Origin of the sequence: Microbacterium sp. 71-36 (assembly GCF_001898305.1) — a bacterium.
Classification (GTDB): domain Bacteria; phylum Actinomycetota; class Actinomycetes; order Actinomycetales; family Microbacteriaceae; genus Microbacterium.
Map to the genome: position 1 here is coordinate 313,349 of NZ_MKTP01000002.1, position 25,591 is coordinate 338,939.

23 protein-coding genes are annotated in these 25,591 nt (G+C 71.3%); 11 read left to right on the top strand and 12 right to left on the bottom strand.

Annotated features, from left to right (window positions below; all coding sequences use genetic code 11):
* Positions 1 to 35: 35 nt before the first annotated feature.
* Positions 36 to 1,019, bottom strand: a complete 984-nt coding sequence (locus BGO45_RS10065) for an asparaginase (protein ID WP_292693650.1) — start codon at positions 1,017 to 1,019, stop codon at positions 36 to 38.
* Positions 1,020 to 1,074: 55 nt separating this feature from the next.
* Here BGO45_RS10065 and BGO45_RS10070 point away from each other — a divergent pair, with 55 nt between their 5' ends.
* Both BGO45_RS10070 and BGO45_RS10075 read left to right on the top strand, forming a co-directional pair.
* Complete coding sequence (locus BGO45_RS10070; RefSeq protein WP_292693652.1) at positions 1,075 to 1,545, top strand: OsmC family protein; 471 nt, start codon at positions 1,075 to 1,077, stop codon at positions 1,543 to 1,545.
* Between the two features lie 28 nt (positions 1,546 to 1,573).
* Positions 1,574 to 2,053, top strand: coding sequence for a hypothetical protein (locus tag BGO45_RS10075; RefSeq protein WP_076490908.1), 480 nt, complete (start codon positions 1,574 to 1,576; stop codon positions 2,051 to 2,053).
* 88 nt (positions 2,054 to 2,141) lie between these two features.
* Here BGO45_RS10075 and glpK read toward each other — a convergent pair whose 3' ends face one another.
* The 3 genes from glpK to BGO45_RS10090 form a co-directional block, all read right to left on the bottom strand.
* Entirely contained in the window at positions 2,142 to 3,653 is a 1,512-nt protein-coding gene (gene glpK / locus BGO45_RS10080; RefSeq protein ID WP_292693656.1) for a glycerol kinase GlpK, read from the bottom strand.
* A gap of 86 nt (positions 3,654 to 3,739) precedes the next feature.
* Positions 3,740 to 4,495 carry an MIP/aquaporin family protein gene (locus tag BGO45_RS10085; protein ID WP_292693750.1) on the bottom strand — a complete coding sequence of 252 codons (756 nt, stop codon included), beginning with the start codon at positions 4,493 to 4,495 and terminating at the stop codon, positions 3,740 to 3,742.
* 120 nt (positions 4,496 to 4,615) lie between these two features.
* The gene (locus BGO45_RS10090) at positions 4,616 to 6,334 is read right to left on the bottom strand and encodes a glycerol-3-phosphate dehydrogenase/oxidase (RefSeq protein WP_292693659.1); all 1,719 of its coding nucleotides are present in this window, start codon (positions 6,332 to 6,334) and stop codon (positions 4,616 to 4,618) included.
* 110 nt (positions 6,335 to 6,444) lie between these two features.
* On the opposite strand from BGO45_RS10090, the gene BGO45_RS10095 reads away from it, so the two are divergent.
* Positions 6,445 to 7,410 carry a sugar-binding transcriptional regulator gene (locus tag BGO45_RS10095; protein ID WP_022878079.1) on the top strand — a complete coding sequence of 322 codons (966 nt, stop codon included), beginning with the start codon at positions 6,445 to 6,447 and terminating at the stop codon, positions 7,408 to 7,410.
* Positions 7,411 to 7,424: 14 nt separating this feature from the next.
* On the opposite strand, the gene dhaM is transcribed toward BGO45_RS10095, so the two are convergent.
* From dhaM to BGO45_RS10115, 4 genes are all read right to left on the bottom strand, one after another.
* Positions 7,425 to 8,150, bottom strand: coding sequence for a dihydroxyacetone kinase phosphoryl donor subunit DhaM (gene dhaM, locus BGO45_RS10100; RefSeq protein WP_292693665.1), 726 nt, complete (start codon positions 8,148 to 8,150; stop codon positions 7,425 to 7,427).
* A complete protein-coding gene (gene dhaL / locus BGO45_RS10105; RefSeq protein WP_292693667.1) occupies positions 8,147 to 8,782 on the bottom strand; it encodes a dihydroxyacetone kinase subunit DhaL in 636 nt (211 codons plus the stop codon). The genes dhaM and dhaL overlap by 4 nt, the downstream gene beginning before the upstream one ends.
* Positions 8,779 to 9,774, bottom strand: coding sequence for a dihydroxyacetone kinase subunit DhaK (dhaK, locus tag BGO45_RS10110; protein WP_076490904.1), 996 nt, complete (start codon positions 9,772 to 9,774; stop codon positions 8,779 to 8,781). The genes dhaL and dhaK overlap by 4 nt, the downstream gene beginning before the upstream one ends.
* A gap of 127 nt (positions 9,775 to 9,901) precedes the next feature.
* The gene (locus BGO45_RS10115; protein WP_254845552.1) at positions 9,902 to 10,603 is read right to left on the bottom strand and encodes a 1-acyl-sn-glycerol-3-phosphate acyltransferase; all 702 of its coding nucleotides are present in this window, start codon (positions 10,601 to 10,603) and stop codon (positions 9,902 to 9,904) included.
* Between the two features lie 158 nt (positions 10,604 to 10,761).
* Here BGO45_RS10115 and BGO45_RS10120 point away from each other — a divergent pair, with 158 nt between their 5' ends.
* Together BGO45_RS10120 and dxr are read left to right on the top strand one after the other, a co-directional pair.
* Entirely contained in the window at positions 10,762 to 11,727 is a 966-nt protein-coding gene (locus BGO45_RS10120; protein ID WP_292693671.1) for an FKBP-type peptidyl-prolyl cis-trans isomerase, read from the top strand.
* A 9-nt stretch (positions 11,728 to 11,736) separates the two neighbouring features.
* Complete coding sequence (gene dxr / locus BGO45_RS10125; RefSeq protein ID WP_292693674.1) at positions 11,737 to 12,819, top strand: 1-deoxy-D-xylulose-5-phosphate reductoisomerase; 1,083 nt, start codon at positions 11,737 to 11,739, stop codon at positions 12,817 to 12,819.
* A 51-nt stretch (positions 12,820 to 12,870) separates the two neighbouring features.
* Here the strand turns inward: dxr and BGO45_RS10130 are convergent, their stop codons facing one another.
* Complete coding sequence (locus BGO45_RS10130) at positions 12,871 to 14,529, bottom strand: Mur ligase family protein (protein ID WP_292693677.1); 1,659 nt, start codon at positions 14,527 to 14,529, stop codon at positions 12,871 to 12,873.
* Between the two features lie 87 nt (positions 14,530 to 14,616).
* Here BGO45_RS10130 and BGO45_RS10135 point away from each other — a divergent pair, with 87 nt between their 5' ends.
* Positions 14,617 to 15,933: an RIP metalloprotease gene (locus BGO45_RS10135; RefSeq protein WP_292693679.1), complete on the top strand. Its 1,317-nt coding sequence runs from the start codon at positions 14,617 to 14,619 to the stop codon at positions 15,931 to 15,933.
* Between the two features lie 62 nt (positions 15,934 to 15,995).
* On the opposite strand, the gene BGO45_RS10140 is transcribed toward BGO45_RS10135, so the two are convergent.
* Positions 15,996 to 17,897, bottom strand: a complete 1,902-nt coding sequence (locus BGO45_RS10140) for a chorismate-binding protein (protein WP_292693682.1) — start codon at positions 17,895 to 17,897, stop codon at positions 15,996 to 15,998.
* Positions 17,898 to 18,101: 204 nt separating this feature from the next.
* Here BGO45_RS10140 and ispG point away from each other — a divergent pair, with 204 nt between their 5' ends.
* On the top strand, positions 18,102 to 19,253 hold the full coding sequence (gene ispG / locus BGO45_RS10145) for a flavodoxin-dependent (E)-4-hydroxy-3-methylbut-2-enyl-diphosphate synthase (protein WP_187288855.1): 1,152 nt from the start codon (positions 18,102 to 18,104) through the stop codon (positions 19,251 to 19,253).
* Between the two features lie 66 nt (positions 19,254 to 19,319).
* Positions 19,320 to 20,513, top strand: a complete 1,194-nt coding sequence (locus BGO45_RS10150; RefSeq protein WP_292693689.1) for a benzoate/H(+) symporter BenE family transporter — start codon at positions 19,320 to 19,322, stop codon at positions 20,511 to 20,513.
* 6 nt (positions 20,514 to 20,519) lie between these two features.
* Here BGO45_RS10150 and pcp read toward each other — a convergent pair whose 3' ends face one another.
* On the bottom strand, positions 20,520 to 21,158 hold the full coding sequence (gene pcp / locus BGO45_RS10155; RefSeq protein ID WP_292693691.1) for a pyroglutamyl-peptidase I: 639 nt from the start codon (positions 21,156 to 21,158) through the stop codon (positions 20,520 to 20,522).
* Entirely contained in the window at positions 21,155 to 21,979 is an 825-nt protein-coding gene (locus BGO45_RS10160; RefSeq protein ID WP_292693694.1) for an NADH:ubiquinone oxidoreductase subunit 4 (chain M), read from the bottom strand. Before BGO45_RS10160 ends, pcp begins: the two co-directional genes overlap by 4 nt.
* Before the next feature lie 105 nt (positions 21,980 to 22,084).
* On the opposite strand from BGO45_RS10160, the gene BGO45_RS10165 reads away from it, so the two are divergent.
* The 3 genes from BGO45_RS10165 to BGO45_RS10175 are packed head-to-tail and all read left to right on the top strand — an operon-like array spanning position 22,085 to position 25,545.
* Positions 22,085 to 22,615 (top strand): sigma-70 family RNA polymerase sigma factor, encoded by a 531-nt coding sequence (locus BGO45_RS10165; protein WP_292693696.1) that lies wholly within the window; start codon positions 22,085 to 22,087, stop codon positions 22,613 to 22,615.
* On the top strand, positions 22,612 to 23,715 hold the full coding sequence (locus tag BGO45_RS10170) for a hypothetical protein (protein ID WP_292693699.1): 1,104 nt from the start codon (positions 22,612 to 22,614) through the stop codon (positions 23,713 to 23,715). The genes BGO45_RS10165 and BGO45_RS10170 overlap by 4 nt, the downstream gene beginning before the upstream one ends.
* Positions 23,716 to 23,748: 33 nt before the next feature.
* Entirely contained in the window at positions 23,749 to 25,545 is a 1,797-nt protein-coding gene (locus tag BGO45_RS10175; RefSeq protein WP_292693755.1) for a proline--tRNA ligase, read from the top strand.
* Positions 25,546 to 25,591: the final 46 nt, after the last annotated feature.

The window sequence follows — 25,591 nt, forward strand, 5'->3', positions numbered from 1 at the left end:
CTCGATCGATCGCGGGGCAGGCCAGCGGGGTCGGGTCAGACCGCGGCGCGGATCACTCCGACCGGCTGACCGCCCCCCAGGACGCTCAGCGGCAGGACCGCGAGGGTGTCGGCGACCGCGGCGGGTTCGAGGGCGCCGGCGCGCTCCAGCAGACGCAGGGCGACGGCGTGGGCGGCCCGGTTCGACCCGTCGAGCATCTTCAGCGCGACGGTGGTGCCGTCCTGCGCCGTCATGACCTGCACGCCCTCTGCGCCCATCTTGGCGAACACGCCCAGGCGCTCGATGACGACGGTGTCGGGGCGCCCCGGCCCGTCGATGGTCCAGGGGTTCTCACGGACGGCGCGCACCAGTGCGCCGGCGCTGCGGTGCAACGCGAAAGGGGACCGTTCGGACGAGGTCGCGATGCGCTGGATGGCCCGGGCGAGTCCGGTCAGGCTCATGGCGTACACCGGCGCGCCGCAGCCGTCGATCGCGGTCGTGGTGAGGCGCTCGCCGACGAGTCTCTCGATGACCTCGCGGATGTGGATCTGGAGCGGGTGCTGCGCATCGAGGTAGTCCGCCGTCGACCAGCCGTTCGTGACGCACGTCAGAAGCATCGCCGCGTGCTTGCCGGAGCAGTTCATCCGCAGCGGGGACGGAACCCCGTGGTCGCGCACCAGTTCGTCGCGGGTCTGGGGGTCGCTGGGCCAGGCCGCGGGGCAGCCGAGGTCGTCCTCGGTGAGGCCTACCGACTGCAGGATGCCGCGGGCCGCCTCGACGTGACGGTCGGTCCCGCAGTGGCTCGCCATCGACAGGGCGAGGCGTTCCCCGGTCAGCTCGGCGCCCGCCGACAGACATGCGAGGGCCTGCAACGGCTTCATGCTCGAGCGGGGCAGGAACAGGGCCGAAGGGTCGCCCAGGGCGAGATGCTCCGACCCGTCGGGGGAGAGGACCACGGCGACGCCGTGGTGGCGCGACTCGATGAATCCGTTGCGCTCGACGACGGCGAGTTCGACGGCATCCGGGGCTGTGAGAGGCATCCCTCCATCGTATCCGGCGGGTCCGGACCACGCGGGAGGAGGCAGGATGGGAGGCATGATCGGAGAGCACCAGTACCGTCTGCAGGCGACGTGGACCGGCGATCGGGGGACCGGCACGAGCGGATACCGCGACTACGACCGCTCGGTCTCGCTCGAGGTGGGGGGAAAGCCGCTTCTGGAGGCATCGGCCGACAAGCCGTTCCGCGGAGATCCGGCGAAGTGGAACCCGGAAGAGCTGCTGCTGGGCGCCCTCAGCGAGTGCCACTTGCTGTCGTACCTGCACGCGTGCGTCACGACCGGCGTGGTCGTGGTCTCGTACACCGACGACGCGACCGGCACGATGGTGGAGGACGGAAAGGGCGGGGGAGCGTTCACCGATGTCCTGCTCCGGCCCCGCGTCGTCGTGGCCGACGAGTCGATGGTGGAGGCTGCCGTCGCCGCTCACCGCCAGGCGCGCGAATGGTGCTTCATCGCGAACTCGGTGAACTTCCCGGTGCGTCACGAGCCGGTGGTCACCGCCGCCTGACGCCCGTTCGGCGTCGTACAGTGAGCGCATGCAGCTCGAACCCGCCCTGCGGCGCCTCGACCGCCTCGCCGGCGGCCGCCAGGCCGACCATCGCGTCGACGTCTCCCACGATCCCCGCGTCCGCCGTGCCTTCCGGGCGGTGACCGTCCTGCTCGGCGCCGGCTTCGTACTGGGGGTCGCGACGGTCGTGGTCGCCGCGGTCATGACCCTCGGCGGCGACGACGTCGGGTTCGCGGTGTGGATGCGCTGCCTCGTGGTGCTCGGCATCACCACGACCCTGTTCTACTTCCTCTGGCGGGCGCGGGCCGGCTGGTACTGGGCGTTCCGGCGCCTCCAGCTGTTCAGCCGGATCTTCCCGGTGGTCGCCCTCGTGCTCGCCGCCATCCCGGGTCTCTATCCGTTCTGGGTCGTCACCGAGCAGATCCTCTTCGCGATCCTCCTCATCGGTGTCTCGGACTATCTGCAGTCCGATGTCGTGCGAGCGGCGTTCCCCCGACCCGCACGCTGAGGCACCGGCATCCGGCTGCCACTCCTCCCCGGAACGACGGAACCCCGCCGGCACGGGGCCGGCGGGGTTCCGTTGCGAAGGGATGCGCTCAGCGCACGTCGTCGTCGACCCAGTCCATCGACTTGGTGACGGCCTTCTTCCACAGGCGCAGCTCGCGGTCGCGCTCGTCGGAGTCCATGTCGGGCTCCCAGCGCTTGTCCTCCTGCCAGTTGGCGCGCAGGTCGTCGAGGTTGTCCCAGAAGCCCACCGCGAGGCCGGCCGCGTAGGCGGCACCCAGCGCGGTGGTCTCGGCGACGACGGGACGCACGACGGGCACGCCGAGGATGTCGGCCTGGAACTGCATCAGCGCGTCGTTGGCGGTCATGCCGCCGTCGACCTTGAGCTCGGTGAGGTCCACGCCGGAGTCGGCGTTGACCGCGTCGAGCACCTCGCGCGTCTGGAAGGCCGTGGCCTCCAGGGCCGCACGGGCGATGTGCCCCTTGTTGACGTAGCGCGTCATGCCGACGATCGCGCCGCGGGCGTCCGGACGCCAGTACGGGGCGAACAGGCCCGAGAACGCCGGCACGAAGTACACGCCGCCGTTGTCGTCGACCGAGCTCGCCAGAGTCTCGACCTCCGGCGCCGAGGAGATGATCCCCAGCTGGTCGCGCAGCCACTGGATCAGCGAACCGGTCACCGCGATCGAGCCCTCCAGGGCGTAGCGCGCGGGCTGGTCGCCGAGCTTGTACCCGAGCGTGGTCAGCAGACCGTTCTGGGAGTGGACGATCTCCTCACCCGTCTGGAAGATGAGGAAGTTGCCCGTGCCGTAGGTGTTCTTGCTCTCGCCCGGGTCGAAGGCGGCCTGACCGAAGGTCGCGGCCTGCTGGTCGCCCAGGATGCCGGCGACGGGGGTCTCGCGCAGGAGCGAGGAGGACTCGACCTGACCGTAGACCTCCGAGGAGGAGCGGATCTCGGGGAGCATGGACTTCGGGACGCCGAAGTCCGCGAGGATGTCGTCACGCCACTGCAGCGTTTCGAGGTCCATGAAGAGCGTGCGGCTGGCGTTGGTGACGTCGGTCGCGTGCACGCCGCCGTCGATGCCGCCGGTGAGGTTCCACAGCACCCAGGTGTCGGTGGTGCCGAAGAGCAGGTCGCCGGCTTCCGCCTTCTCGCGAGCGCCGTCGACGTTCTCGAGGATCCAGACGATCTTCGTGCCCGAGAAGTAGGTCGCGAGCGGCAGGCCCACGATGCTCTTGTAGCGCTCGGTGTCGCCGTCGGCGAGGCGGTCGACGATCGACTGCGTGCGCGTGTCCTGCCAGACGATGGCGTTGTAGACGGGCTTGCCGGTGTTCTTGTCCCAGACCACCGCGGTCTCGCGCTGGTTGGTGATGCCGACCGCGGCGATGTCGTGGCGGGTGATGTCGGCGCGGCTGAGGGCCAGACCGATCACTTCCTGGGTGTTGCGCCAGATCTCGAGGGGATCGTGCTCGACCCACCCGGCCTTGGGGAAGATCTGCTCGTGCTCTTTCTGTCCGACGGCGACGACGCCGCCGGACTTGTTGAAGATCATCGCGCGCGTCGAGGTCGTGCCCTGGTCGATGGCGAGGACGTAGTCGGCCATGGATGGACTCCTTTGTCAGTGGTGGGTTGAGGTGGATCGGAAGGGGAGGAGGAGCGGGGGCGCCGTGCGGACGCCCCCGCGGGAGGTCACTTGCCCAGGTGCAGCAGGACGGGGGCGAGGACACCGGCGAGAAGACCGCCGACGAGGGGGCCGACGACCGGAACCCACGAGTAGCCCCAGTCGCTGGAGCCCTTGCCCTTGATGGGGAGGATCGCGTGCGCGATACGCGGGCCGAGGTCACGGGCCGGGTTGATCGCGTATCCGGTCGGGCCACCGAGGGAGGCGCCGATACCGACCACGAGCAGGGCCACCGGAACGGCGGCCAGACCGCCGATGCCCCCGGGGACGCCGATGTCGGCGACGCCGTAGTCGGCGAACCCGAAGATCACGAACACCAGGACGAAGGTCGCGATGATCTCGGTCACGAGGTTCCAGCCGTACGAACGGATGGCGGGTCCGGTGGAGAACACCCCGAGCTTCGCGGCGGGGTCGGGCTCGTCGTCGAAGTGCTGCTTGTACGAGGCCCACGCGAGGACGGCACCGACGATGGCGCCGAGGAGCTGCGCGGCGACCGCGACGAGGAACTGGACGAAGCCGATCTTGCCCGCGACGAGGAGTCCGATGGAAACCGCGGGGTTGAGCTGAGCGCCGGAGTACGCCGACACGATCACGCCGGCGAAGACGGCGAGACCCCACCCCCAGTTGACCATCAGGAATCCGCCGGCGTTGCCCTTGGTCTTGGCCAGTGCCACGTTCGCGACCACGCCGCAACCCAGCAGGATCAGCATGGCGGTGCCGACGACCTCCGAGAGGAAGTACAGCCCCAGATTCACTTCTTGCATGTCGTCATCGACCTTTCTGTTGTGCCCGGCCGCCATCGGCTCGGACATTTCGCGGCTCGGTTGTTCTGAACCTACGACCGCCGTGCGGGCGCGCAACAGACGGCGCGCCCGCACGTTCTCTCAGATTCGCGCGACTCCGGCCTCGGCCAGATCGACGCGGTGCGCGGTCCGCAGCGCCTCGGTCGTCGTCGCGATCTCCTCGTCGACGCGAGCGGAGTCCCAGCCGAGCGGAGCGGCGACGGCCTCGGCGACCTCGCGCAGCGTGCGCTCGCTCATCCCGCCGACGAAGGCGAGGTGCGTGCGGCGCAGCAGGACGTCGATGAGGTGGACGACCTGCTCGTGCTCCGCGATCCACACGAGCTCCTCGCGGTAGTAGCCGGGAGCGTGCTCGAGGGCCGTCGGCTCGGCCGGCAGCACGTCGAGGATCGCGTCGGCACGGGTGCCGTAGCGCTCGAGCATGGCCTCCACGACCGCGGTCGAATGCGCATTCGTGCGTGCCGACACCCAGCGGCGGCGCTCTTCGGGAGTGGTCGGGAAGCCCTTGCCGCCGCCGATCGGGAGTCCCTGGGTGCTCACGCGGTGCGGCCGGCGCAGCTTCTGCAGCGTCTTCATGCTGAGGTGCTCGGCGAGGGCGCGGAACGTGGTCCACTTGCCGCCGACCAGGCTCATGGCCGGGATGCCGCCGATCTCGTCGTCGACGATGCGGTAGTCGCGCGAGACGAAGCCGGGGGCGGTGTCGTCGTGGCGGGGGAGCGGGCGGATGCCGGAGAAGGTGTACACGATCTGCGAGCGGTCCACCGCGACGGTCGGGAAGACGTGTCCGATGAGGTCGAAGAAGTACTCGATCTCGTCGTCGGTGCACACGACCGGCTTCGACGGGTCGGCGTCGATGTCCGTCGTACCGACGAGGACGCGGTCCTTGAGCGGGTAGATCAGGACGATACGCCCGTCGGAGTGCTCGAAGAAGATCTCGCGCCCGCCGGTGGCGGCCAGCAGCTCGGGGTTGTCGAGCACGATGTGCGAGCCCTTGGTGCCGCCCATGAACTGCGTCTGCAGACCCAGGGCGCCGTTGGTCAGGTCGGTCCACGGGCCCGAGGTGTTCAGGATCACCTTGGCCTTCACGGAGAACTCCTCGCCGGAGACCTCGTCGCGGACGCGCACGCCGTTCTCGTCGGCACCGACGGCCGAGACGTAGTTGACGGCCTGCGTGCGGCCGCCGCCGGCGACGATGCCGTCGTGCAGGACGTCGAGCGCGATGCGCTCCGGGTCGTGCATGGAGGCGTCGAAATACGTGGCGGTGTACGCCAGGTCGGGGTTGAGGCGCGGCAGCTCGGCGAGCGACTTCTTCTTCCCGAGGAACTTGTGACGGGGCACCGAGCCGCCGTCGCGCGAGAAGGTGTCGTACATGATGAGGCCGACCTTGATCAGCAGGGCGCCGCGCTCGTTCGGCTTCCCGCGACCGTGCGTCACCAGGAGGCGGAAGGGTGCGGAGAGGATGCCGGAGAACGTCTTGTAGATCGGGATCGTGGTCTCGAGGGGCTTGACGTAGTGCGGGGCGGTCTTGAGCAGGTCGTTGCGCTCGGTGACCGCTTCCTTCACGAGACGGAACTCGCCGTTCTCGAGGTAGCGGATACCGCCGTGCACCATGTGGCTGGACGCCGAGGACGCGCCGGAGACGAAGTCCCCGCGCTCGACGAGGGCGACCTTCACTCCCTGCAGGGAGAGGTCGCGGAGGGTGGCGAGGCCGTTGATGCCCCCTCCGATGATGAGGACGTCGAGGTCTTCGGCGTCACGGAGCGCCTGGACACCGGCGCGGAGCGAAGAAGAGGGGGACGACATGTCGACTGCGACCTTTCGTTGTGGGTACCGAAGAAGGATGCGCGCGTCTGCACGTTGTTGCAAGCCCCTTGAACAAACGTGCAGAATGGGCAAGCGCAGAAAGGCGGGCCATGACGACGCAGACCGAAGAACGCTCCCGCGACGCGCTGCGCGCGGCGCAGCTGTACTACATGCAGGACCTCACGATGGATGCCATCGCGCACGAGATGCGCGTCTCCCGGTCCTCCGTCTCGCGACTTCTGCAGCACGCCAGGGACGTGGGCCTGGTCACGATCTCGATCAGCCCGCCGGACGACGCGCGCGGCCAGATGGCGCAGCGCATCGCCGATCGGTTCGGGATCACCGCCCATGTCGTGCCCACGCCGGCGCGCACCTCCGAGGCCGAACGGCTCGAGCGCACGGCGCTGACGGCAGCGCGCATCCTCGCCGAGCGCATCGAGTCCTCGATGACCATCGGGATCGCCTGGGGGTCCACGCTGTCGGCCATCGCGCGGCACGTCCCGTCGAAAGATGTGCACGACACCCACATCGTGCAGATGAACGGTGCCGCGAACCTCCGCACCTCCGGCATCCCCTACGCGGGCGAGATCCTGTCGAAGCTCGGGGCGGCGTGGTCGTCGTCGGTGCACCAATTCCCGGTTCCGGCCCTGTTCGACGACCCGCGCACCAAGCAGGCGATGTGGCGCGAGCGGTCGGTGCGCTCGGTGCTGGAGATCCAGCAGCGGGTCGGACTCTTCGTCTTCGGTCTCGGGTCCCCGCACGCCGACGTGCCGTCGCACGTCTACAGCGGTGACTACTTCGACGAACGCGACCGCGCCATCATCGAGCGCGAAGGCGTCGTCGGCGACTGCGCGACGGTGTTCTACCGCGTCGACGGGTCGTGGGACATCCCCGAACTCAACGCCCGGTCCAGCGGCCCCGACCTCGACACCGTGCGACGGATCCCGCGCCGGTTCTGCGTCGTGTCGAGCCTGTCCAAGCTCACCGCCCTGCGCGGCGCGCTGGCCGCCGGGCTCGTCACCGAACTCGTCGTCGAGGAGGCGCTCGCGCGTCGTCTGCTCAGCGTCACCCGCTGAGCAGACGACGCGCGTCAGACCTCGCCGAACCCGTCGTCGATGAGCGTGCGGAGTTCCTCGAGCGCCTCGCGGGCCTGCGCGCCCGTCGCCGTCACGCGCACCCGCGTCCCCTGACGGATGCCGAGGGCCATGAGCGCGAGCAGACTCCGCGCCGAGACCGGCGGCGTCTCGCCGCCGACCTCCGCGATCTGCACGTCGGCGTCGAACCGGGACGCCGCCTTGACGAACGTCGCGGCGGGGCGAGCGTGCAGGCCGGACGGATTGATCACCGTCGTCTCGAAGGAGAGCTCGTCGCCGGACGGCGCGCTCCCCGACTCCGGCGGGGGCGCATCGGCATCCACCGCCCCCAGCTGAATGCGCTTCGCCTCGGCCGCGCCGGCCACCTCGGCCGCGACCTGCGCGAGAGTCGCCCCACCCGCGGCCGTGACCACGGCGCTGACGAGGCCCTCCACGAACGGTGCCGGGCTCAGGACGACGCGGTCCGGTGCGGCGGCGAACTCCAGCGCCATCTCGGCGCTCAACAGCGCGGACCCGAGGTCCATCAGCACGAGGACGCCGTCTCCGGAGTCCGCCGAATCCAGCGCCTGCGCGATGGCCGCGGCATCCGTCCCCAGGTCGCCGTCCGGGCCACCCGCGGCGACCAGCACCGCAGGCGGGTCGCCGCCGCCCATTCGCAGCGCGAGATCCACGGCGGCCTCGGCGAGCGGACGGCTGTGCGAGACCGCGACGATGCCGATCACCCGCGCGCCGCCAGAGTGTCGCTCAGCGTCTGGAAGAGGAGTGCCGTCGAGGCCGAACCCGGATCCACGTGACCCGCGCTGCGCTCGCCGAGGTAGCTCGCCCGCCCCTTGCGGGCGACGAGCGGTTCGGTGGCGTCGCGGCCGCTCGTGGCCGCGGCGGCAGCGGCCGCCGCAGCCGTGGCCGCGTCCCCGCCTGCGGCCACCGCCTCGTCCCACGCGGCGACCGCGGGGAGCTGCGCGTCGACCATCGTCTTGTCGCCGGGCTCCGCCTTGCCGCGGGCCACGACCCCCTCCGCGCCGGCCCGCAGAGCCGCGCCGAGGGAGCCGGCATCCACGCCTTCCGCGAGGGCGGGACCCATCCGCAGGAAGAACGTGCCGTAGAGCGGGCCGCTCGCCCCGCCGACCGATGACACGAGGGTCATGCCCACGGTCTTGAACAGGTCGGCGGCGGAGGCCGGCGGCGCGTCGAGCTTCGCGACGACGGCATCGAGGCCGCGCGCCATGTTCGATCCGTGGTCGGCGTCGCCGATCGCGGCGTCCAACGCGGTCAGCTCATCGCGGTGCTGCTGCACGGCGTCACGGAACGCCCGGATCCAGGCGACGAGGTCGTCGGTCGAGACGGCCCCGCTCATGCGCCCCACCGGAGGCCGGGCGTGACGACCGGTGCGTCCCACAGGCGGAGGAACTCGTCGTCGGCCTTCACGACCGTGAGCGAGGCTCCCGCCATGTCGAGGCTCGTGATGTAGTCGCCGATCAGCACGCGCCGGACGTCGACGCCCGCCTCGGCCAGCAGCGGCGCGATCTCGCCGTAGAGCAGGTACTGCTCGATGAGCGGCGTGCCTCCCAGGCCCGACAGCAGCACGATCGCGGGGCCCACGGGCTCCGCGAAGTCGTGCACGATCGGATCGACCATGAGCCGGGCGATCTCGTGGGCCGTGGCGAGCTTGACGCGCGAGCGGCCGGGTTCACCGTGGATGCCGACCCCCACCTCCATCTCGTCCTCGGGCAGCTCGAACGTGGGATGGCCCACCGCCGGGACGGTGCAGCTCGTGAGCGCGACGCCCATGGAACGGCCGGCCTCGGACACGCGACGCGCGAGCGCCGCGACCGTCTCGAGGTCGGCCCCCTCCTCGGCGAGGGCGCCGACGATCTTCTCCAGGATCACGGTGGTGCCGGTGCCGCGGCGACCCGCGGTCCACGTCGAGTCCTGGACCGCGACGTCGTCGGCGACCACGACCGACTCGACCCGCACGCCCTCGGCCGCTGCGAGCTCCGCCGCCATCTCGAAGTTCAGCACGTCGCCGGTGTAGTTCTTCACGATGTGGAGGACGCCGGCACCGGAATCCACGGCCTGCGTCGCCGCCAGCACCTGGTCGGGAGTGGGGGAGGTGAACACCTCACCGGCGGCGGCGGCGTCGAGCATGCCCCGCCCCACGAAACCGCCGTGCATCGGCTCGTGGCCCGATCCGCCGCCCGAGACGAGCGCGACCTTGCCCTCGCGCGTGGGCTCGCCGCGCAGGATGACGCGGTTCTCGCTGTCGATGCGAAGCTCCGGGTGGGCGGCGTGGATCCCTCGCAGGGCTTCCGCCAGCACGTCGGCCGGGTCGTTGACGAACTTCTTCACGGGGTGCCTCCTCGTCGTGGCTGAGGCGGGTTCGGGCCCGCCTCTTCAGACCCTGCTCGTCAGGAGGCGCGGCGTCAAGGGTCTTCGGACCCTCCCCGTGGCGAGCCGCCGTGCATTCGGCGCCCGCTCAGATCCGCTCGTGCGGGAGCACCTGCTTGATGCGCTCGATCGGATTCTGCGCGGGAGCCTCGTTGTAGGCGTTCGCCAGCTCCTGCTCGCTCAGCGCGTGGATCGCCGCCATGATCTCGTCGGTCGCTCCGCGGCGAGCCCGGCCGGACGAGGCGGCACCGTGGGGGGACAGGTCCAGCGCTTCACCGAAACGCACGGTGATGCGCTCCTTGGTGGTGGGGACCTTGGCGCCCACGGGCATCACCTTGTCGGTGCCGATCAGACCCACGGGCACGACCGGCGCGCCGGTCTGCAGTGCCAGGAAGGCCACACCCGTGCGGCCCTTGTACAGGCGGCCGTCGAGCGAGCGGGTGCCTTCCGGGTACAGCGCCACCGCGCGTCCGTCCTCGAGGAGCGCGCGCTGCTGGTCCAGAGCGTCGAGCGCGGCCTGCCCGGCACCGCGTTCGACGGGGATCGCGCCGATGGCGGTGAAGAACTGTCGCGACGCCCACTTCTCGAAGTACGCCGACTTGGCCAGGAAGTGCACGGGGCGCGGAGACGCCACGGGGATCGCGATCGAGTCGATGAACGACAGGTGATTGCTGGCGAAGATCACCGGACCGGTGCGCGGCACGTTGTCGCGCCCTTCGACCCGGGGGCGGTAGACGGCACGCGCGAGCGGGGCGATCAGGAAGCGCCCGAGGCCGTAGGCCGCGCCCATCTGCTTCGGTGGGACGGCGGGGGTACCGCCCGGTTCGTCGGAACTCACCCATCGAGGCTACTGCGCGCCGCATGCGTCGCCGTGCATGGGGCTCTCAGCGGCACCAAAGCCGCATGGGGGATGATGGACCGATTCCCGTCGTCTCCGAGAGGTCTGCCGTGCGCATCCGCCCGATCGCTTCCCTGTCCGTCGCCGCCGCCGCGGTGCTCCTCCTGGCGGGGTGCACGGGTTCGTCCCCGGACAGTCCCACCCCGGATGCCAGCGGTTCGGCCGACGCCGGGGCGTGCCAGAGCGCGCTGTCCCAGGGAGAGGTGTCGAGCGACGTCCAGGTGTCGGGAGACTTCCAGGGCAAGGTCGAGGTGAAGCTCCCGGACGGGTACACGCCCGGTGGGCTCGAGCGCACCACGCTCGTCGAGGGCTCGGGTCAGCAGGTGCGGGCCGGCGACGTCCTGAAGGCGAACTTCACCCTCGTGGACGCCGCCACCGGTGAGGTGCAGCTCGAGACCCAGAGCACCGAGCCCGACGGGATGGACACCCTGATCTCGTCGCAGCAGATCTTCGGTGCGGCCCTGGAGTGCGCGACCATCGGTTCGCGCACCGTGTCCGCCTTCCCCGCGGGCGTGCTGGGCGAGGGATCGCCCGCGTTCCTCCTCGTCGCCGACGCCATCGAGGAGCTCCCCACCCGTGCCACCGGCACCGAGGTCGCGCCCGCCGAGGGCATGCCCACGGTGACCTTCGACGACAAGGGCGCCCCGACCATCACGATGACCGGTGCGCCGGCGCCGACGGAGACCCGTGTCGTCAACCTGCGCCAGGGCGACGGCGACGTCGTGAACCCCGGCGACCAGGTGATCGTCCAGTACACCGGCGCGCTCTACGACGACGGCACCGTCTTCGACTCCAGCTGGACCAGCGGGACCCCCGCGGAGTTTGCCACCACCGGCGTCGTCCCCGGCTTCCGCAAGGCGTTGGAGGGCCAGACGGTCGGTTCCCAGGTCCTCGTCGTCATGCCGGCCTCGGACGGCTACGGCGACCAGGGTCAGGGGAGCATCCCCGCGAACGCCCCGCTCGTCTTCGTCGTCGACATCCTCGGAGTCCAGCACGCGGCGGCCACCGGTCAGTAGGCTGAGCGGATGCGTCGCGTCGTCATCCTCGGCTCCACCGGTTCGATCGGCACCCAGGCGCTCGACGTCATCCGCGCCAACCCCGACCGCTTCGAAGTGGTGGGACTGGCCGCGGGGACGGACCGCGCCGGCGTCGATGCCCAGGCTGCAGAGTTCGGGGTCGACGACATCGCCCTGGGCGCCGTCGAGGCCGAGCAGCTCGTCCGCGACATCCCCGCCGACGTGGTGCTCAACGGCATCACGGGATCGGTGGGACTCGGCCCCACCCTCGCGGCGCTCGAGGCGGGTCGCACCCTCGCTCTGGCGAACAAGGAGTCGTTGATCGTCGGTGGCGCCCTCGTCACACGGCTCGCGGCCCCCGGGCAGATCGTGCCGGTCGACTCCGAGCACTCCGCCATCGCGCAGGCGCTGCGGTCGGGCGAACCCGACGAGGTGCGACGACTCGTCCTCACCGCATCCGGTGGGCCCTTCCGGGGGCGCTCGAGAGACGACCTCGCCGATGTCACGCCGGCGCAGGCGCTCGCGCACCCGACGTGGGACATGGGGCGGGTCGTCACGACCAACTCCGCCACCCTGGTGAACAAGGGTCTCGAGGTGATCGAGGCGCACCTGCTGTTCGATGTGCCGTACGAGCGCATCGACGTCGTCGTGCATCCCCAGTCGATCGTGCACTCGATGGTCGAGTTCCTCGACGGATCGACCATCGCGCAGGCGTCGCCGCCCGACATGCGCCTCCCCATCTCGCTGGGCCTCGACTGGCCCCACCGGATCTCGGGCGTCGGGGTGCCGCTGGACTGGACGACCGCGACGCAGTGGACGTTCGAGCCGCTCGACGAGAAGGCGTTCGGCTCCGTCGCCCTGGCCAAGCGCGTCGGGCGCGCCGGGGGCACCTACCCCGCGGTGTTCAACGCCGCGAACGAGCAGGCGGTGGACGCGTTCCACGAGGGGCGTCTGAGCTTCCTCGGCATCGTCGAGGTCATCGAGAGGGTCGTGGAGCGGCACGAGGCTCCCGCGTCGCTCACCCGCGAGTCGCTCGCGGAGGCGGAGTCCTGGGCCCGGCGCACGGCCGACGCGGTCATCGCCGCGCTCTGACCCGCCCCGCCGCTCGGTCGGCTGCCGTGGCCGCGAGTGCGGGGGCCGGGGTCAGGCGGGGAAGTCGACGGGGCGCTCGGGGTCGGACGACGGCGTCGAGTCGAGCGGATACGGCACGGGCCACTGCGGGTCGGGCACCGGCCACCCGGCGGCGCGCAGGGCACGACGCGAGAGCTCGCGGGCGGAGTACGGCGTACGCACCCCGCGGATGTCCCGGTAGTCCTGGTGGCCGGGTCCGGCCCACAGGATCGCGTCACCCTCGCCGACGAGCGCGACCGCCTCGAGGATCGCCCGCTCGGGCGGGGTGAACTCGTGGATCTCGGCGTCGGGCCGCGCGCGCCGCGCGCCTTCCACGAGCACCTCGCGGATGGCATCCGGATTCTCGTTCCGGGGGTGGTGGTCGGTGACGATCAGGACGTCGCTGCCCTCGACGGCGGTGCGGCCCATGTCGTGGCGCTTCGTCGCGTCGCGGTCGCCGTCGGCGCCGAAGAGCATCACCACGCGGCCGGGGGTGACGCGCCGCACCGCGGCGAGCGTCTTCTCGAACGCATCGGGGGAGTGGCCGAAGTCGACGTACACCGCCGGACCCTCGGGACCCGAGACCAGCTGCGTGCGACCCGGCAGGGATGCCGCGATCCGGCCGCCGTCGAGGGCGTCGGTCAGCGCCTCCCAGGGGTGACCGGCCTCCAGCAGCATGACGATCGCGAGGCCCGCATTGGCGGCCATGTGCCGACCGATCACGGGGACGACGGTCGTCAGCGCGCGTCCGTCGCGATCGCGCAGCGTGAACTCCGTGCCGTCCTGGCGCTCTTCGACGATGTCGACGGTCCAGTCCGCCTCGGCCGTCGGGTCCGCGGCGATCGCGGGCGTGACGATCGTGACCACGGGGATGTCGGCGCGCGCCGCGATCTCGGCACCCGCCGGGGAATCGAGGCACACGACACCGCGTCGCGACCGGTCCGACCGGAACAGCGGCAGCTTCGCCTCGAAGTACTCGCGCATGTCGGCGTAGTCGTCGAGGTGGTCGTGCGTGAGGTTGGTGAAACCGGCGACGTCGAACATCAGGCCGTCGACCCGGTGCCGGGTGAGCGCCTGCGCGCTGACCTCGACGGCGACGGCCTCGACGCCGCGTTCGCGCATGAGCGCGAGAAGAGCATGGAACTCGGATGCCTCCGGCGTGGTCAGCCGCGACACGATGACCTCGCCCGCGATGTGACGCTCGGCCGTGGACGACAGGCCCGTGACGACCCCGAGTTGACCCAGGATGCCTTCGAGCAGGTGCGACACGCTCGTCTTGCCGTTGGTGCCGGTCGTCGCCAGCAGCTGCGGCAGCTCGTCGTCGGGACCCGTGCCGTAGACCCACGCCGACAGGTCGCCCAGGAGAGCTCGCGGGTCGGCGACGACGACGATCGGGAGCCCGGCGGACGCGGCGATCCCGGCGCCCGCCTCGTCGGTCACGACGGCGACGGCGCCGCGCTCGGCGGCGGCGGCGGCGAACTCCGCGCCGTGCCGGTTGACGCCGCGGATCGCGACGAACGCCTCACCGGCGCGGAGATCCGCCGTGGCCAGCGTGATGCCGGTGAGGACGGTGCCCTCGACGTCGCCGATGCTGCGCTCGCCGAAGCGGCGGGCCAGCTCCGCGAGGGCGCGGCGCGGCGGGTGCTCCGGTCGGAGGACGGGCGGGAGATGGGAGGGAGTGTCGATCGGCATCCCCGTCATTGTCTCATCCGAGCCCGCACAGGCCCCGCATCGGCGCCGCACGGGAGGTTCCAAGGGCGGCGGCGGTATGGTCGGCGGGTGACCGCGATCGCCTTCCTCATCGGCGTGCTCGTGCTCGTGATCGGCCTGGCCGTCTCGATCGCCCTGCACGAGATCGGGCACCTCCTGCCCGCGAAGCTGTTCGGCGTGCGCGTCGGCCAGTACATGATCGGTTTCGGTCCCACCCTGTGGTCGCGTCGCATCGGCGAGACCGAGTACGGGTTCAAGCTGCTGCCGCTGGGCGGATTCATCTCGATGTCGGGCATGTACCCGCCCGCGCCGGAGGGGGAGGCCCCGCCCACGCGTCGCTCGCGACTGTTCGCGACGATGATCCAGGACGCGCGCGACGCCAACGCCGAGACGATGATCGCGGGCACCGACCGCGTCTTCTACAAACTCCCCGTCGGCAAGCGGATCATCATCATGCTCGGTGGCCCGGTGATGAACCTCATCCTCGCCTTCGTGCTGTCGGCGATCGCCGTGAGCGCCATCGGGGTGACGCAGGGCACCACGACCGTCGCGTCGGTCTCGCAGTGCGTCATCCCCGCGAGCGACGACCGCACGGACTGCACGTCGACCGATCCCGTCGCACCGGCGGCGGCCGCCGGCATCCTTCCCGGCGACGTTCTCGTGTCGGTCGGCGGCACCCCCGTCTCCACCTTCGACGAGGCTGCCGCGATCATCCAGCGCTCGCCGGGGCAGGCGCTGCCCGTCGTCATCGAGCGCGACGGCGCGCAGCAGACCGTGACGATCACCCCGGCGACGTCCGATCGCGCGGTGACCGACGCCAACGGCCGCCCGGTGCTGGACGCGTCCGGCGCCCCCGAGTTCGAGACGGTCGGTTTCGCCGGCGTGCGCCCGCAGGCGGCGCTGGTCCCGCAGCCGATCTGGGCCGGACCCGAGGCGACGGTCCAGCAGGTCGGCCAGGTCGCGCAGATCATGACGCAGCTGCCCGTGCGCGTCTACGACACCGCGGTGGACCTGTTCACCGGTCAGCCGCGCGACCCCAACGGCCCGCTCAGCGTCGTGGGTGCCGGACGCCTCGCGGGCGAGTTCGCCGCCGTCGACGCGCCGATCCTCGCCCGCGTGCAGTCGATCGTCGCCCTGCTCGCGTCGCTGAACATCGCGCTGTTCGTCTTCAACCTCATCCCGCTCCTGCCGCTGGACGGCGGCCACGTCGTGGTGGCGCTGTGGGACGGCATCAAGCGCTGGTTCGCCCGCGTGCGCGGCAAGGTCGCCCGACCGGTGGATGCCACCAAGCTCGTGCCCGTGACCTTCGTCGTGGTCATCCTGCTCGTCGGGATGGGCGGCATCCTGTTCCTCGCCGACGTCTTCAACCCGGTTCAGCTGCTGTAGCGCGCGGCACGACTCCCGCGGAAGCGCGGCGCGGCGTCGAGTGACGACGGAGCGGCCGGATCTTAGAGGGCGGCGGAGATCAGGCGTTCCAGCGTCCGCATGCCGTCGCGCGACAGGATCGACTCGAGGTGCCCCTGCACGCTCGAGACGTGGTCGCCGCGCAGCGCGTAGACGTCCCCGGTCTCGGGGTCCGCCGCGATCTCGACGCCGTCCGGCACGACCTCGGGCATCCGCGCCGTGAAGGTGTTGTAGAAACCGATCGACGCCGGCTCGCCGAACACGTCGACGCTCTTCTGCAGCCCCTGATGCGGCTGGGGGAGCGGTGCGAGCCCAAGGCCCAGCTGGTCGGCGAGGATCTGATGGCTCAGGCACACGGCGAGCAGCGGAGCACGCCGCGAGCGGCGTCGGGCGACCACCCGGTGCATGGCGGCGATGCGGGCGCTGTCGCCGTCGCGCGGGTCGCCGGGGCCGGGGCCCGCGACGACGAGGTCGGCGGCATCCACGTCCGCGTCTGCCGCTGCGGACCAGTGCACGATGTGGGCGTCCAGGCCCAGGTGGCGCAGCTGGTGCGCGAGCATCGTCGTGAAGCGGTCTTCGGCGTCCACCACGAGCGCGGTGCGGCCGGCGAACGGGCCGGAGTCGTCGGGGTCTTGCGGGTTCATCCAGAACGGCGCGAGACGTTCGTTGCGGGATGCCAGCAGCTCGGCGATGGCGGGGTCCTCGGCGAGCGGTCGACGCGGCGCGACCGGGGCGTCGGGGTCGGCGTCGGGCGCGGCGGCCGGGGCGGCGTCGCGGGGGATCGCCCCGATCGCACCGAGGACGCCGGCGGCCTTGCCGTGCGTCTCGCCGACCTCGCCGTACGGGTCGGAATGGCGCACGAGCGTCGCCCCCACCGGCACGCGGAGGCGCCCGTCGACGAGGTAGGCGGTGCGGATGAGGATCGGGGCGTCCAGGTCGTGCGTCGGGCCCTCGGTCGCACCGTTCGGCGTGAAGAGGGCGGCGACACCGGAGTAGTAGCCGCGCGGCGTCGTCTCGTGGCGGGCGATCACCGTGCACGCGTTCTGCATCGGAGAGCCGGTCACGGTGGGCGCGAACATCGTCTCGCGCAGGATGTCGCGGGGGTCGAGGGTGCTGCGCCCACGGAGCATGTACTCGGTGTGCGTGAGGCGCGACATCTCCTTGAGGTGGGGCCCCGTGATGCGGCCGCCGTCGCTGCAGACGGCGCTCATCATCTTCAGCTCCTCGTCGACGACCATGAAGAGCTCCTCGGTCTCTTTGGTCGACCGGAGGAACTCGGCGAGCGTCTCGGCGGTCGCGCCGCCCTGCGGATGACGGAACGTGCCGGAGATGGGGTTCATGGTCACGATGCCGTCGCGGGCGCTGACATGCGCCTCGGGGCTCGCGCCGACGGCGACATGCCCGGGCGTCACGACCGCGAAGGTCCAGTACGCGCCCTTCTCGTGCTCGAGCAGCGCCCGGAACCAGGTCAGCGCGGCGACACGGGGATCGGCGTCGACACCGGCGACGAAGTCGCGACGGATGACGAAGTTCGCCCCCTCGCCGCGGCCGATCTCGTCGGCGATCACCCGGCGCACGATGTCGGCGTACGCCTCGTCGTCGATGTCGAAACCGGCGGCCTCCAGCGCGACGGGAGTGGAGGGGAGGGATGCCATCACCTCGGCGCGGGGGAGTGGCATCCGTTCCTCGATCACGAGGCAGCGCAGCGGCGCTCCGTCGTCGTGGCAGACGAACCCGCGCTCGCGCACCTGACGGTAGGGGACGAGCGCGAGGACCTCGCGGGGTGCCCCGTCGGCGTCGACGAGCGGGATGTCGGCCAGCAGCTCGACGTCGACGACGGTGCCGGTGAGCACCTCGACCGTCGCGTCGTCGCGGGCGATCAACGCGAAGGGCGCGTCGCTCGCGAGGAGGTCGTGGATCAGGGAAGAGGGGTCGGGCCCGGTCATCGAAGTACTTCCGTCAGTGATCGAAGGTCCGGAGCGGCCGCCGGAAACACGAAGACCGCCCCGATCCCGAGGGAGGGCGGTCTGTCGCACGCGTGCTCACCGCCTAGACGGTGGGCCACCAGCCGGTATACGCGCGCATGGCGCCGAATTTATCACAGAGCGGCCCTCAGCCCCCGCCCGGGTGCAGCGGCGTAGGCTGGGCGCGTGCCTGCAGTGAACATCGGGATGCCCCGCGTGCCGGAGGTCCTCGCGCCTCGTCGCAAGACCCGTCAGATCAAGGTCGGCAAGGTGCTCGTCGGCGGTGACGCCCCCGTGAGCGTCCAGTCGATGACGACGACGCCGACCACCAACATCAACGCCACCCTGCAGCAGATCGCCGAGCTCACGGCATCCGGCTGCGAGATCGTGCGCGTGGCGGTGCCGTCGCAGGACGACGCCGACGTGCTGCACATCATCGCCAAGAAGAGCCAGATCCCGGTCATCGCCGACATCCACTTCCAGCCGAAGTACGTCTTCCAGGCGATCGACGCCGGCTGCGGTGCGGTGCGCGTGAACCCGGGCAACATCCGCAAGTTCGACGACCAGGTCGGCGCGATCGCCAAGGCGGCGAAGGATGCCGGGGTGTCGCTGCGCATCGGCGTGAACGCCGGGTCTCTCGACCGCCGCCTGCTCGAGAAGTACGGCAAGGCCACCCCCGAGGCGCTCGTGGAGAGCGCGGTGTGGGAGGCCTCGCTGTTCGAGGAGCACGACTTCCACGACTTCAAGATCTCGGTCAAGCACAACGACCCGATCGTCATGGTGAAGGCCTACCGCCTGCTCGCGGAGCGGGGCGACTGGCCCCTGCACCTCGGTGTGACCGAGGCGGGTCCCGCGTTCCAGGGCACCATCAAGAGCGCGACGGCCTTCGGCATCCTGCTCTCCGAGGGCATCGGCGACACCATCCGCGTCTCGCTGTCGGCACCCCCGGCCGAGGAGGTCAAGGTCGGTCACCAGATCCTGCAGTCGCTGAACCTGCGCGAGCGCAAGCTCGAGATCGTCTCGTGCCCGTCCTGCGGCCGTGCCCAGGTCGACGTGTACACCCTCGCGGACAACGTGACCGAGGGCCTGAAGGACATGACCGTGCCGCTGCGCGTCGCCGTCATGGGCTGCGTCGTCAACGGCCCCGGCGAGGCGCGCGAGGCCGATCTCGGTGTCGCGTCCGGCAACGGCAAGGGCCAGATCTTCGTCAAGGGCCAGGTCATCAAGACCGTGCCCGAGGCCGACATCGTCCAGACGCTCATCGAAGAGGCCAACCGTCTCGCCGACGAGATGGGCCCGAACGCCGCGCCCGGGACCGCGCAGGTCATCACGGCCTGACGGGTCCACCCGTGCGGCGGTGGCCCGCATCCGGCGCGCGCCGGACCCGATAGCGTCGGAAGCCGTATGACTGCTTCCCTCGCCGACGACGCGCCCGCGTCCCGCCCCCTCATCGCCGGGGTCGTCACCGCGCTCGTGGGGTTCACGAGCACGTTCGCCGTGGTGCTCACGGGCCTCCGTGCGGTCGGCGCGACCGCGGATCAGGCCGCCAGCGGGCTCCTCGCCCTGTGCGTCGTGGTCGGACTCGGATGCCTGTTCGTCGGGGCGCGATACCGGATGCCGATCACGATCGCGTGGTCCACGCCCGGCGTCGCCCTCCTCGCCGCCACCGGCGCGGTCGACGGAGGATGGCCGGCGGTCGTCGGCGGGTTCCTGGTGTCGGCGGCGCTCATCCTGCTGGCGGGCTTCTTCCCCCCGCTCGGCGCCCTCATCGCCCGCATCCCTCCGTCCATCGCGCAGGCGATGCTGGCGGGTGTGCTGCTGCCGTTGTGCGTCGCGCCGTTCACCGGCCTCGTCTCGGACCCGTGGGGCGTCGCCCCGGTGCTCGTCGTGTGGCTCATCGCGGCGCGGCTGCTGCCGCGATGGGCCGTGCCGCTGGCGTTCGTGGCCGCCACGGCGGTGATCGTCGTCGGGATCGTCCGCTCCGGCGCCCAGGTGGACCCGTCCACTCTGATCCCGCGCGTCGAGTTCGTGATGCCCACCCTGACCCTCGGCTCGGTCGTCGGCATCGGGTTGCCCCTGTTCGTGGTGACCATGGCATCGCAGAACGTGCCGGGCGTCGCCGTGATGCGCAGCCTCGGCTACACGGTGCCGTGGCGTCCGGCGATGATCGTCACGGGCGTCGGCTCGGCGCTCGGCGCCACCGCCGGAGCGCACGCCATCAACCTGGGGGCGATCAGCGCCGCCATCGCGGCGGGACCGGATTCGCATCCCGACCCCCGGCGCCGGTGGCTCGCGAGCATCTCGGCCGGCGGGTCGTACCTCGTGCTCGCGGCCCTGTCGTCGGCGTTCGCCGCGCTGGTCCTGCTGGCACCGGCCGGGGTCATCCCCGCCGTCGCGGGCGTCGCGCTCTTCGCCGCGTTCGGTTCGGCCGTGCAGCAGGCGATCGACGACCCCGGCGAGCGGATGCCCGCGGTCGTGACGTTCCTCGTCGCGGCCTCCGGCGTCGCGGTGGCCGGGGTGAGCGCGGCGTTCTGGGCGCTGTTGGCCGGTCTCGTCGTGCGCACGGTGCTGCACGTCGGGCGGCGGCACGCCGCCTGATCGCCGCTAGTGCAGCGCGCCGCCGGGCACAGCGGCGTCCACCGGGGTGTCGATCGCGGCACGGAGGGCCGCCTCGAGCCCGCACGCGATGTCCGCGAGGGGGAGCGATGTCGCGCCGTCGGGGGCGTGGCCGCTCGCGTACGGCACGTGGATGAATCCGGCCCGGACGCCGGGGGCGGCGGCCGTCTCGTGGAGGGCCGTGAACATCACGTGGTTGCACACGAACGTGCCGGCGGAGTGGGAGAGGGATGCCGGGATCCCCGCGGCGGCGATCGCCGCGGTCATCGCCTTCACGGGAAGAGTGGCGAAGTACGCGGCGGGGGCGCCCGCGACGACCGGGTGGTCGAGGGGCTGATCGCCGACGTTGTCGGGGATCCGCGCGTCCGCGAGGTTGATGGCGACCCGCTCCGGGGTGAGGGCCGTCCGTCCGCCCGCGAGGCCGACGGCAACGACGACATCGGGGGAGTGCGCGTGGATCAGCGCGCGGACGCGGTCGGAGGCCGCGGCGAACTCCACCGGCAGCACGTCGACGACGAGCCTCGCAGGCCCCGTCCACCGCTCCGCGATGAGGCGCACGGCATCCCCGGACGGGTTGGTCGCATCGCCGGCGAAGGGCTCGAAGCCCGTGAGGAGGATCGTGGTCACCCGTTCCTCCACACCAGGTCGAACTCCGCCCGGATGCGTTCGCGCGCGGAGGCGTATTCCGGCAGCGCGTCGAAGAAGGCGAACTTGCGCCCGATCACCGAGCCGATGGCATCCACGTCCGGTTCGATCACGTAGCCGGCGAACGTCTCGGCGAAGTCCTCGGAGACGTTCGTGGCGGCGTAGTCGCTGACGAAGTCCTCCTCGTGCGCCTGGTAGAAGTCCCACGCCACGTCGGCGTCGAGGTTGTCACGCGCGGGGGCGTCGGTGTACCCGGACCAGAACCGGTCGGCGAAGCGCTGCAGGTCGGAGTCGGGGAGCAGGCATCCCGCTCCCGCCCACTCGGTGTCGCAGTCCACGGCCGAGGCGTCCGTGTCGTCCGCGCCGAGGCTCAGCATGTGCGCGTACTCGTGGACGAGCGTCGTCAGCAGCAGGTCGCGATCGTCGGCGTAGGCGAGGTTCGCCGCGAACACCCACTTCGTCGGGTCCTCCGCGCTCGCGACGTAGGCGAGGGTGTCGCTGTCGGGGTCGTCGCCGGTCTGGTACTCGGTGATCATGGATGCCGCGAACTCCGGCGTCGTCACCCGGAGGAGCTCGTTCCAGACCCGGCTGGAGCGCCCGTCCGGTCGCGGCGTGAGCGTGGCGTCCGCCGCGACGGTGAAGGAGTCGGTCGTGGTGAACTCCGTCGAGGCCTCGGCGCGTTCCCGCCCGAGCCCACCGAGCGCATTCCCGACACCGACTCCGGCGCCGATCGCCGCCCACGTCATCACGCCGATCAGGACGGCGATCGAGGCGCTCAGCAGGGCGATCCAACGGGGACGCATCCCCTCACCCTAGGTCGTCGATCGCCGCCGAAGGCCGTTGTCGTTTCGTTATCGAATCGGCCCGGCGGGCGGGAACCGATCCCCGAGTCGCGGACACTACGGAGTGTGGAAGATGACGACGCCGGGCTGTGGGTCCGGGTGCGCCAGGGGGATGAGCTTGCGCTCGCCGGGTTGTTCGATCGGTACGAGGGGCGGTTGTTCCGGCATGCGTCGCGGTTGTTGACGCATCGGGAGGATGCGAAGGACGCCGTGACGGTGGCGTTCTTCGAGTTGTGGCGCAAGCGTGCGTCGGTGCGGCTGGTGGATGGGTCGCCGCTGCCGTGGTTGGTGAACACGGTGGCGCACTGCGCACGGAACCTGGAGCGGTCGGGGCGTCGGTATCGGGCGTTGCTCGATCGGGCACCGGCGGCGGAGCCGACGTCGCATGATCTGGACGACAGCGGCGTGTTGGCGGCGTTGAAGCGTCTGCCGGAGCGGGAGCAGTCGGTGATCGTGCTGTCGGTGCTGGAGGGGTACTCCGAGCGCGAGGTCGCCGAGGCTCTCGGCGTCCCCGCGGGCACGGTGAAGTCCCGTCTGTCGCGGGCGAAGGCCCGGTTGCGTGAGGATCTTTCGTCCCTGGAAGGGGCACGGGCATGAACGAGGAATTGACTCCGGACGAGCGCGCGGCGATGCGCGCACGGCTCGTGGACGGGGCGCGGAACATCGCCCCCGCCGGCGCGCATCGGAACGCGTGGATCGCGGGATCGATCGCCGCGGTCCTGGTCGTGGCGATCGCCGGGGGAGTGGTCGCGACCTCGACGCTGTCGGCGCCGCAGATCGCGAACACCCCGAGCCCGACGGCGACCGTCGCGCCGGTGGTGCCCACCCCGTCTCCGACGCCCACCCCGACACCGTCACCGACCACGGTCGTTCCGGCCATCGCCTTCGGCGGGGACTGCGGTGCCGTGCTCGACGATGACGCGGTCTCCGCGATCGTCGGGGTACCGATGGTGCTTTCGAACGGGGTGTCCGACCAGGACGCGGGCGTCCTCGGCGGAGTGCGGTGCCAATGGAGGGCCACGGGCGACGGTTACCAGGCCGTGGGGGTCTCGGTGTTCCCGTGGGAGGTGGTCCCCGCGGACATCGGGTCGCAGGCCGGCGTGGTGCCGGACTGCGCCCTCGACGGGTACTCCTGCCAGTACCTGCAGCGTTTCGGCGATGCGGCGGTCACGGTCTGGGGATCGACGACCGCTCAGCTGACCGCGCTCGCGGACGCGGTGGGGGAGCGTGCAGCGCTCTCCCCGGGCGCGGGACGGCCGCTGCCGGCCGCCGCCTGGGCCGTGCCGGAATGCGACGTGATCCGCGACGCGATCGACCTCGCCCGAGGGCGGAGCGACATCGTCGACCACCGGGGCGACTACTCCCCCCACGGCTTCGACTGGGACCTGCTCGTCGAACACGGTGCGGCCGCGTACTGCGCCGTGGACAACCTCTCCGCGCCCGAGGGGAAGGCCACGGTGGTCGATGTGATGTTCGGTCCGGGTTCGTCACCGGATCTCGACGCCATCTCCCGGTACGGCGGCATCCGCACGGACGTCGCGGGAGCGGACGCCGCGTGGTACCTGCCGGACTTCACCTCGACGGCATCCCTCCTGGTGGTCCAGTCGGGACCGAACACTCTGTCGGTGGGAACCGAGAGCATGACGGAGGAGGAGATGGCGCAGGTCGGGGCGGCGGTGATCGCCGCGCTCGGATGAGCCGTGGCATCCACCGCTCTAGACTCGATGATCGTGGTCACCCGTCTCTCGAACTACTTCCTCCGCACGCTCCGTGAAGATCCCTCGGATGCCGAGGTCACGAGCCACCGCCTGCTCGTGCGCGCCGGCTACATCCGTCGCAACGCCCCGGGTGTCTTCGCGTGGCTGCCGCTGGGACTGAGGGTCAAGGCGAAGATCGAGACGGTGGTGCGCGAGGAGATGGCGAACGCCGGGGCGTTCGAAGTGCACTTCCCGGCGCTGCTGCCCCGCGAGCCCTACGAGGTCACCGGCCGCTGGGAGGAGTACGGCGACGCGCTGTTCCGCCTGCAGGACCGCAAGGGCGCCGACTACCTCCTCGCTCCCACGCACGAGGAGATGTTCACGCTCCTGGTGAAGGACCTGTACTCGTCGTACAAAGACCTTCCGCTGACGATCTACCAGATCCAGGACAAGTACCGCGATGAGGCACGGCCCCGCGCCGGCCTCCTGCGCGGCCGCGAGTTCACGATGAAGGACGCGTACTCGTTCGACGCGACCGACGCGGGACTGGATGCCTCGTACCAGGCGCAGCGCGACGCGTACGAGCGCATCTTCCAGCGCCTCGGGCTCGAGTACGTCATCGTCGCGGCGGACGCCGGCGCGATGGGCGGGTCGAAGTCCGAAGAGTTCCTGCACCCGACGCCGATCGGCGAGGACACGTTCGTGCGTTCGGCGGGCGGCTACGCCGCGAACGTCGAGGCGTTCACGACCGAGGTCCCCGCGGCGCTGCCGATCGACGGCCAGCCCGCGCCGGTCGTCTTCGACTCCCCGAACACCCCCACGATCGCGACCCTCGTCGACCACGTCAACGCGCACCTGGACGCTCCGGCGCCCGGCATCGCGGGGCCGGCGACGGCGGATGCCACGGAGTGGACCGCCGCCCACACGCTCAAGAACGTCGTGCTCGCGCTCACGCACCTCGACGGCACGCGGGAGATCGTCGTCGTCGGCATCCCCGGCGACCGCGACATCGACGACAAGCGCGTGGAAGTGGCGTTCGCCCCCGCCGAGGTCGAGGCGGCCACAGAGGCGGACTTCGCGAAGCACCCGCTGCTGGTGAAGGGCTACATCGGCCCCTGGTCGCCCACGGGCCCCGTGCTCGGCGAAGAGTCGGCGACCGGCATCCGGTACCTGCTCGACCCGCGCGTGGTCGACGGGACCGCGTGGATCACCGGCGCCAACATCGACCAGAGGCACGTCCACTCGCTCGTCGCGGGCCGCGACTTCTCGGGCGACGGTGTCGTCGAGGCCGCGACCGTGCGACCCGGCGACCCGGCGCCCGACGGCTCGGGTCCGGTGGAGCTGGCGCGCGGCATGGAGATCGGGCACGTGTTCCAGCTCGGCCGCAAGTACGCCGAGGCCCTGGGCCTCAAGGTCCTCGACGAGAACGGCAAGCTCGCGACCGTCACCATGGGCTCCTACGGCATCGGGGTCACCCGCATCCTCGCGATCATCGCCGAGCTCAACAACGACGCGAAGGGTCTCATCTGGCCCGAGTCCGTCGCGCCGTTCGACGTGCACGTGGTGGCCACCGGACGCGACGCGGCGGCGTTCGAGCTCGCGGCATCCGTGTCGGAGCAGCTCGAGGCGGCGGGTCTCGACGTCCTGTACGACGACCGCCCCAAGGTGTCGCCCGGTGTGAAGTTCGGCGACGCCGAGCTCGTCGGCATCCCGCGCATCCTCATCGTGGGGCGCGGAGCCGCCGACGGCGAGGTCGAGCTGTGGGATCGTCGCTCGGGCGAGCGCGAGACGCTCCCGGTGGCCGAGGCCGTCGCCCGCCTGCAGGCCTGAGGCGCCCGGTCCGGGTCCGGCCCGGGCACCCGGCGTTCTGCGCGAG

Bases quoted from the DNA above. Each gene is read 5' to 3' on its own strand.
- BGO45_RS10070 (WP_292693652.1), top strand. From the start codon at position 1,075: ATGATCGGAGAGCACCAGTACCGTCTGCAGGCGACGTGGACCGGCGAT.
- BGO45_RS10090 (WP_292693659.1), bottom strand. From the start codon at position 6,334: ATGTCGTCCCCCTCTTCTTCGCTCCGCGCCGGTGTCCAGGCGCTCCGT.
- BGO45_RS10170 (WP_292693699.1), top strand. From the start codon at position 22,612: ATGAACGAGGAATTGACTCCGGACGAGCGCGCGGCGATGCGCGCACGG.
- glpK (WP_292693656.1), bottom strand. From the start codon at position 3,653: ATGGCCGACTACGTCCTCGCCATCGACCAGGGCACGACCTCGACGCGC.
- BGO45_RS10065 (WP_292693650.1), bottom strand. From the start codon at position 1,019: ATGCCTCTCACAGCCCCGGATGCCGTCGAACTCGCCGTCGTCGAGCGC.
- BGO45_RS10085 (WP_292693750.1), bottom strand. From the start codon at position 4,495: ATGCAAGAAGTGAATCTGGGGCTGTACTTCCTCTCGGAGGTCGTCGGC.
- dhaL (WP_292693667.1), bottom strand. From the start codon at position 8,782: ATGAGCGGGGCCGTCTCGACCGACGACCTCGTCGCCTGGATCCGGGCG.
- BGO45_RS10075 (WP_076490908.1), top strand. From the start codon at position 1,574: ATGCAGCTCGAACCCGCCCTGCGGCGCCTCGACCGCCTCGCCGGCGGC.
- BGO45_RS10160 (WP_292693694.1), bottom strand. From the start codon at position 21,979: ATGCGTCCCCGTTGGATCGCCCTGCTGAGCGCCTCGATCGCCGTCCTG.
- dxr (WP_292693674.1), top strand. From the start codon at position 11,737: ATGCGTCGCGTCGTCATCCTCGGCTCCACCGGTTCGATCGGCACCCAG.
- BGO45_RS10130 (WP_292693677.1), bottom strand. From the start codon at position 14,529: ATGCCGATCGACACTCCCTCCCATCTCCCGCCCGTCCTCCGACCGGAG.
- BGO45_RS10140 (WP_292693682.1), bottom strand. From the start codon at position 17,897: ATGACCGGGCCCGACCCCTCTTCCCTGATCCACGACCTCCTCGCGAGC.
- BGO45_RS10095 (WP_022878079.1), top strand. From the start codon at position 6,445: ATGACGACGCAGACCGAAGAACGCTCCCGCGACGCGCTGCGCGCGGCG.
- BGO45_RS10150 (WP_292693689.1), top strand. From the start codon at position 19,320: ATGACTGCTTCCCTCGCCGACGACGCGCCCGCGTCCCGCCCCCTCATC.
- BGO45_RS10115 (WP_254845552.1), bottom strand. From the start codon at position 10,603: ATGGGCGCGGCCTACGGCCTCGGGCGCTTCCTGATCGCCCCGCTCGCG.